We start from the raw sequence: 6,179 nt of genomic DNA, 5'->3' as shown, positions 1-6,179 counted from the left end.
CGGACGCTTCCTTCGAAACCGCTTCACCGGTTTCTCCGGGCGCTTCCCTTCGATGTTTCAAACACTATCAGACCGATTTCTTTTCTCCGAATCCATGCTTTTCGCAGACATGCGAAAGCTGATCCGAAGATCTGTCGTCAGATGACTGATGGTGCTGCCCAGACCTGGATGTTCCCGCAGTGGACTGCGGCGCTTCATCCGGGGCAGGGGTACGACAGTACAACCCTCGTGCAGCCGTGGCAAATCGATTCGGTGCCCCATGGGTGCCCTTCGGCCTGCACAGCTTGTGCGGAATCCGAAGTTCCTATGACTTACGCTTCTGGGCAGTGCGCTGCCCGGGACGGGCGGTGACCATGTGTGACGAGTTCTCCACCCCTGGGAGGCTTCCTTATGACCACCGTGACCTCCCCGCTCGCCGGGCGTGTGATCGGACTCGCGGCCGTACCTGATCCTGTGTTCTCCGGGGCGATGGTCGGTCCCGGCACCGCGATCGACCCTGTACTCGAGCCCACCGTGGCGGTGGCGCCGGTCGATGGCATCGTCGTCTCGCTGCATCCCCATGCGTTCGTCGTTGTCGACGGGGAGGGGCACGGTGTGCTCACTCACCTCGGTATCGACACTGTTCAGCTGGGTGGCGAGGGATTCGAGGTACTGATCAACAAGGGCGACACCGTGCGCCGCGGGGACCCCGTGGTGCGCTGGGACCCCGCGGCCGTGGTGGCCGCCGGGAAGTCGCCGGTCTGCCCGGTCGTGGCGCTTGAGGCCACCGCCGAATCGCTGGTGGACGTCAGTGCGGATGTGGATGTGAAGTCCGGCGACACTCTTTTCAGCTGGACATGAGCTCAGTGCCGGTCGGAGCCGGTCTGATCGGCCGTTACGGCGAGTAGACAACCACCGCGGCGGGTTATCCCGTCGCATCGAACCGGAGACGGGTGTGATGGAGACAACGCTGCGAGGCGTCGGCGTGAGCCACGGTGTGGCGATCGGCGAGGTGCGGCACATGGGGACCGCGGTCCTGGAGCCGCCGGCGAAGCAGATTCCGTCGGAGGAGGCGCCGCGCGAGCAGGGGCGTGCCCGGCAGGCCGTCGAGGCTGTGGCGGCCGATCTGATGGCGCGCGGCAACCTGGCGGGCGGCGAGGCGCAGGCCGTGCTCGAGGCGCAGGCCATGATGGCGCAGGACCCGGAGCTGATGGCCGATGTCGAGCGGCGTATCGCCGTGGGCAGCACCGCCGAGCGCGCGGTGTACGACGCCTTCGCCGCGTACCGGGCGCTGCTGGCCGGGGCCGGGGAGTACCTGGCCGGGCGGGTGGCCGACCTGGACGATGTGCGGAACCGGATCGTGGCCCGGCTGCTGGGGGTGCCGATGCCCGGTGTGCCCGACAGCGACCAGCCGTACGTACTGATCGCGCGGGACCTGGCCCCCGCCGACACGGCGCTGCTCGACCCCACCCTGGTGCTCGGGTTCGTCACCGAAGAGGGCGGGCCGACCAGTCACAGCGCGATTCTCGCGCGCGCCTTGGGTGTGCCCGCGGTGGTGGCTCTGCCGGGCGCCGGTGAGCTGGTCGAGGGGACCCTGATCGCCGTCGACGGCAGCACGGGAGAGATCTTCGTGTCGCCGACCGCGGAGAAGCAGGCCGAGCTGGCCCTGGCCGCGGAGGAGCGAAAGGCCGCACTGGCCTCGTCCTCCGGGCCGGGTGCGACCTCGGACGGGCACAAGGTGCCGCTGCTGGCGAATATCGGCGGCCCGGCTGATGTCGCGGCGGCCGTGGAGGCCGGTGCCGAGGGTGTGGGGCTGTTCCGCACGGAGTTCCTGTTCCTCGACGACAGCACCAAGGCGCCGTCGGAGGACAAGCAGATCGAGGCGTACCGCCAGGTGCTGGAGGCCTTCCCCGAGGGCCGGGTCGTGGTGCGGGTCCTGGACGCGGGCGCCGACAAGCCGCTGGACTTCCTCACCCCGGCCGACGAGCCCAACCCGGCGCTGGGCGTGCGCGGCCTGCGGACCCTGCTGGACCACCCGGATGTGCTGCGGACACAGCTGACGGCGCTGGCCAAGGCCGCGGCGGGGCTGCCCGTCTATCTGGAGGTCATGGCCCCGATGGTGGCCGACCGGACCGACGCCAAGGCTTTTGCCGACGCGTGCCGGGAGGCGGGGCTGCGGGCCAAGTTCGGTGCGATGGTGGAGATTCCGTCCGCCGCGCTGCGGGCGCGCTCGATCCTCCAGGAGGTGGAGTTCCTGTCGCTGGGCACCAATGACCTGGCGCAGTACACCTTCGCCGCGGACCGCCAGGTCGGCGCGGTGTCGCGGTTCCAGGACCCGTGGCAGCCGGCGCTGCTCGATCTGGTGGCCGCTTCGGCCGATGCCGCGCAGGCCGAGGGCAAGAGCTGCGGGGTATGCGGCGAGGCCGCGTCGGATCCGCTGCTCGCATGCGTGCTGACCGGTCTGGGCGTCACCAGCCTGTCGATGGGCTCCGCGGCGATTCCGTATGTGCGCGCCACGCTGGCCAAGCACACGCTTGCCCAGTGCGAGCGTGCGGCCGCCGCGGCCCGCGCGGCGGACACCGCCGAGGACGCGCGCGTCGCCGCGCAGGCGGTGCTGTCCGGCGAGTGAGCCGTTGATGTTGTAAGGCCCGTCCTCAAGGGGCGTCCCGCCGCGATGTGTGCGGTGGGGCGCCCCCTGTGTCTGTGCCGGGTGGGTCATTCCCCTTCCAGGTCAGTGGTCTCCGGGGCATCCGGGGCATCCGGTGCATCCGGTGCGTCCGGGGCGGGCAGTGGGATGCCCGGCCGGTACTCGACGCCGTGCTCGGGCGGGACCGGCTCGCCGGTGTCCGCGTCCGTGCAGTACGCGCTGAAGACCTCCGCCTCGCTCAACGGCCGCAGCCAGCCCTGGTGCAGCGACCAGCCGCGGACCGTGTCCGGGGATCCGGGCGCGCTGGTGCGCAGCACGATGCCGCCAGGGCTGTCCGTGGCGATTCCGCAGGCCAGCACGGTGCTGAAGATCAGGGCCTCGGTGCCGTCGAGGTCCGCCGGCCGCTCCCCCGTCGCTTCCGTATGCACCACCGCCACGAGCGGGACGCTGCTCGCCATGACGCTGCACACCACGTGGTGACTGCCGGGCCCGGCCGCCGTGAGCAGTCGCCGCAGCGCGGTCTGGGCGCGGCGGAACGCGGCGTGGCCCGGGTCGTCCGAGCAGCCGCAGCCGCCCGCGCGGGACAGCAGGGCCGTGGCGTACTCCCAGGTGGCCTGCTGCTCGGCGGCGCCGATGAGCCGCTTGAGAAGCTGGTCGAGCGGCTGGCCCTCGTACGTCACGGCCGGGCCCGCGGCGGCGACTTCGGCCGTATAGCGGGTGCGGGCGGCGGAGGTGTCGGGGTCGATGCCTGAGTCCGCGCAGAACTCCTCGTACTCGACCGGGTCGAACAGCGCGATGGACGTGTGCACGCCCTGCGATGCGAGCATCCGCAGCAGCCCCTCCGTCTGCCGCAGATACGCGGTGTGGTCGTCGAAGGCGAACGACGCGTATTGCCGCATGGCCGCGAAGTCCTCCTCGTCGGCCAGCAGCGCCACGGTGCTGGGCGCCTCTCTGCGCAGCGCGCGCCGCGCGGTGCGCTCCCTCCGGTGTGTGCCGCCTTGTGTGCCGCCCGGTGTGGTGTGTTGTGTGGTGTGCGCCATGACTCCCCCTCAGCACGGTCGATCAGTGCTCACTCACCGTAACCGGGGGCACTGACAACGCGCCGTCGCCGCGGTGGTCAGGCGTCCGCCTCGGTCGGCCTCTCGCGCGCCAGGCGCTCGTAGAAGCGCAGCAGCTCCACGTTGTCGACCGAGCCCGGGTTGACGGCCTTGTCCAGGGCGGTGCCCTGGAGCAGGCGTTTGACCGGCACCTCGATCCGCTTGCCGGTGAGGGTGTGCGGCACGCCGGGCACCTCGATGATCTCGTCGGGCACATGGCGCGGGGAGAGCTGTTCACGGATGGTGCGCTTGATGCGGTCGCACAGCCCCTGGTCGAGGGTGGCGCCCGGGGTGAGGTGGACGAACAGCGGCATCCAGTAGCCGCCGTCGGGCTGTTCGACGCCGATGACGAGGGATTCGCGGATCTCGGGGAGGCGTTCGACGGCCTCGTAGATGTCCGCGGAGCCCATCCGTACGCCCTGCCGGTTGAGCGTGGAGTCGGAGCGGCCGTGGATGACGACCGTGCCGCGTGAGGTGAGGGTGATCCAGTCGCCGTGCCGCCAGACCCCGGGGAACATGTCGAAGTAGCTGTCGCGGTAGCGGCTGCCGTCCGGGTCGTTCCAGAAGCGGACCGGCATGGACGGCATGGGTTGGGCGACGACCAGCTCGCCGACCTCGTCGAGCACGGGCTCGCCGCTCGGGTTCCAGGCCTGCAGGTCCGTGCCGAGCCCGGGGGCCTGAAGCTCCCCGATGTGGACCGGGAGGGTGGGGGCGGCGCCCGCGAAGCAGCTGCACACGTCCGTGCCGCCGCTGACCGAGGCGATCCACATGTCGCCCGTACTACTGGCGGCGAACTCGTCGTGGATCCAGCGGAAGCCGTCCGGCGGGAGTGGGGAGCCGGTGGTGGCCACGCAGGCCACGCGCGAGAGGTCGAAGTCGCGGGCCGGGTGGACCCCGGCCTTGCGGCAGGCCATGACGTAGGCCGCCGAGGTGCCGTAGAGCGTGGTCCCGGTGCGTTCGGCGATCCGCCACTGGGCGGCGGTGTCCGGGTAGCCGGGGCTGCCGTCGTAGAGGACGACGGTGGCGCCCGCCAGCAGGCCCGACACCAGGAAGTTCCACATCATCCAGCCGGTGGAGGTGTACCAGAAGAACCGGTCGCCGGGTCCCAGGTCGCAGTGCAGGCCGAGCTGTTTGAGGTGTTCGATCAGGATGCCGCCCTGGGACTGGACGATCGCCTTGGGCAGTCCGGTGGTGCCCGAGGAGTAGAGCACCCACAGCGGGTGGTCGAACGGCACCTGCTCGAAGACCGGTTCCCTCGCTTCGCGCACCACGGCATCCCACTCCAGCGCGCCCTCGGGGGCGGGGGTGCCCAGCAGCGGGATGTGGACGACGGCGCGCAGGGTGGGCAGTTCGCGGCGCAGCTCGGCGACGGTCTCGGTGCGGTCGTGCTCCTTGCCGCCGTAGCGGTAGCCGTCCACGGTGAACAGGACCACCGGCTCGACCTGCTGGAAGCGGTCCAGGACGCTGCGCGCGCCGAAGTCGGGGGCGCAGGAGGTCCATACGGCGCCGACGGCGGCGGTGGCCAGGAGCGCGACGACCGCCTGCGGGATGTTGGGGAGGTAGCCGCTGACCCGGTCTCCGGGGCGTACGCCCAGCCGGCGCAGCTCGGCGGCGACCGCGCCGACCTGGCCGCGCAGCTCGGCCCAGCCGACGGGCCGCGGCTCGTGGCTCTCATCGACGTGGAGCAGCGCGGGTTCGGCGGCGCGGGCGGGGTCCTCGGCGGCGCGCAGTGCGTGTTCCGCGTAGTTGAGGGTGGCGCCGGGGAACCACTGGGCGCCGGGCATGGCTGCGTCGGCGAGCACGGTGTCGTACGGGGTGGCGAAGCGCACCTCGAACCACTCGGCGACCGCCTGCCAGAAGCGCGCCAGCTCCGTCACGGACCAGCGGTGCAGCGCCGCGTAGCTCGCCGCCGGGTCGGCGGGGTCGGGGGCTGGGGCGCCGTGCCGCTCGGCCGCCCAGGTGTGGAAGCGGGTGAGCTGGGCGCGGGCGATCCGCTCGGGGCCCGGCTGCCACAGGGGTCGCGGCAGGTGGTCTGGGTGCGCTGCGGTGGTCATCTGTCGGCTCCCGGCTCCCGGCGGTGCGCGGCTGCGCGTGGTGTGTCCGTTCAGGACGATGCCATGTGATCGACTTGTACACCAGGGCCGCCACTCCATAGAGAGGGCCGTGGGGATGTGTGGGGACCACGGGTGAACGGCAGTTGAACAGCCGCACGCCCGGGGTGTTGTCAGTGGCAAGGTGATCATCATGGATGCGCGTGACCTGGTGCGGTCGGTGAAGGTGGTCAGTACGGCGCAGGGGCTCAGGTCGCTGCGCTCGGCATGGCGGCGTCGGCGTTCCGACGCGGTCGGGCTGCCACGGCGCGGACCGGAGCGCGCGCGGGTGCCGGGCCTGGTGCGGGGCGCGGACCCGGAGCCGGGGGGTGGGGTGGTGCGGTTCGCGCGCTCCTCGCTGCGGGT

The 6,179-nt window shown here is 71.5% G+C and carries 5 protein-coding genes; 3 read left to right on the top strand and 2 right to left on the bottom strand.

What is annotated here, in order from left to right:
- Positions 1–390 precede the first annotated feature (390 nt).
- Both CCN51_RS34885 and ptsP read left to right on the top strand, forming a co-directional pair.
- Positions 391–840 (top strand): PTS sugar transporter subunit IIA, encoded by a 450-nt coding sequence (locus CCN51_RS34885; RefSeq protein ID WP_014174586.1) that lies wholly within the window; start codon positions 391–393, stop codon positions 838–840.
- Positions 841–937: 97 nt separating this feature from the next.
- On the top strand, positions 938–2,608 hold the full coding sequence (ptsP, locus tag CCN51_RS34880; protein ID WP_014174587.1) for a phosphoenolpyruvate--protein phosphotransferase: 1,671 nt from the start codon (positions 938–940) through the stop codon (positions 2,606–2,608).
- 86 nt (positions 2,609–2,694) lie between these two features.
- Here the strand turns inward: ptsP and CCN51_RS34875 are convergent, their stop codons facing one another.
- Together CCN51_RS34875 and CCN51_RS34870 are read right to left on the bottom strand one after the other, a co-directional pair.
- On the bottom strand, positions 2,695–3,666 hold the full coding sequence (locus CCN51_RS34875) for a hypothetical protein (protein ID WP_014174588.1): 972 nt from the start codon (positions 3,664–3,666) through the stop codon (positions 2,695–2,697).
- Between the two features lie 77 nt (positions 3,667–3,743).
- Entirely contained in the window at positions 3,744–5,777 is a 2,034-nt protein-coding gene (locus CCN51_RS34870) for an acetoacetate--CoA ligase (RefSeq protein ID WP_014174589.1), read from the bottom strand.
- A gap of 190 nt (positions 5,778–5,967) precedes the next feature.
- Between CCN51_RS34870 and CCN51_RS34865 the strand changes: the two genes are divergently transcribed.
- The coding region (locus CCN51_RS34865) for a hypothetical protein (RefSeq protein ID WP_143675980.1) at positions 5,968–6,179 on the top strand (212 nt) is incomplete at its 3' end.

Source organism: Streptomyces milbemycinicus, from assembly GCF_002154605.1.
Classification (GTDB): Bacteria; Actinomycetota; Actinomycetes; order Streptomycetales; family Streptomycetaceae; genus Streptomyces; species Streptomyces milbemycinicus.
This window is presented reverse-complemented; position numbering and strand designations above follow the sequence as displayed.

Bases quoted from the DNA above. Each gene is read 5' to 3' on its own strand.
- CCN51_RS34885 (WP_014174586.1), top strand. From the start codon at position 391: ATGACCACCGTGACCTCCCCGCTCGCCGGGCGTGTGATCGGACTCGCG.
- ptsP (WP_014174587.1), top strand. From the start codon at position 938: ATGGAGACAACGCTGCGAGGCGTCGGCGTGAGCCACGGTGTGGCGATC.
- CCN51_RS34875 (WP_014174588.1), bottom strand. From the start codon at position 3,666: ATGGCGCACACCACACAACACACCACACCGGGCGGCACACAAGGCGGC.
- CCN51_RS34870 (WP_014174589.1), bottom strand. From the start codon at position 5,777: ATGACCACCGCAGCGCACCCAGACCACCTGCCGCGACCCCTGTGGCAG.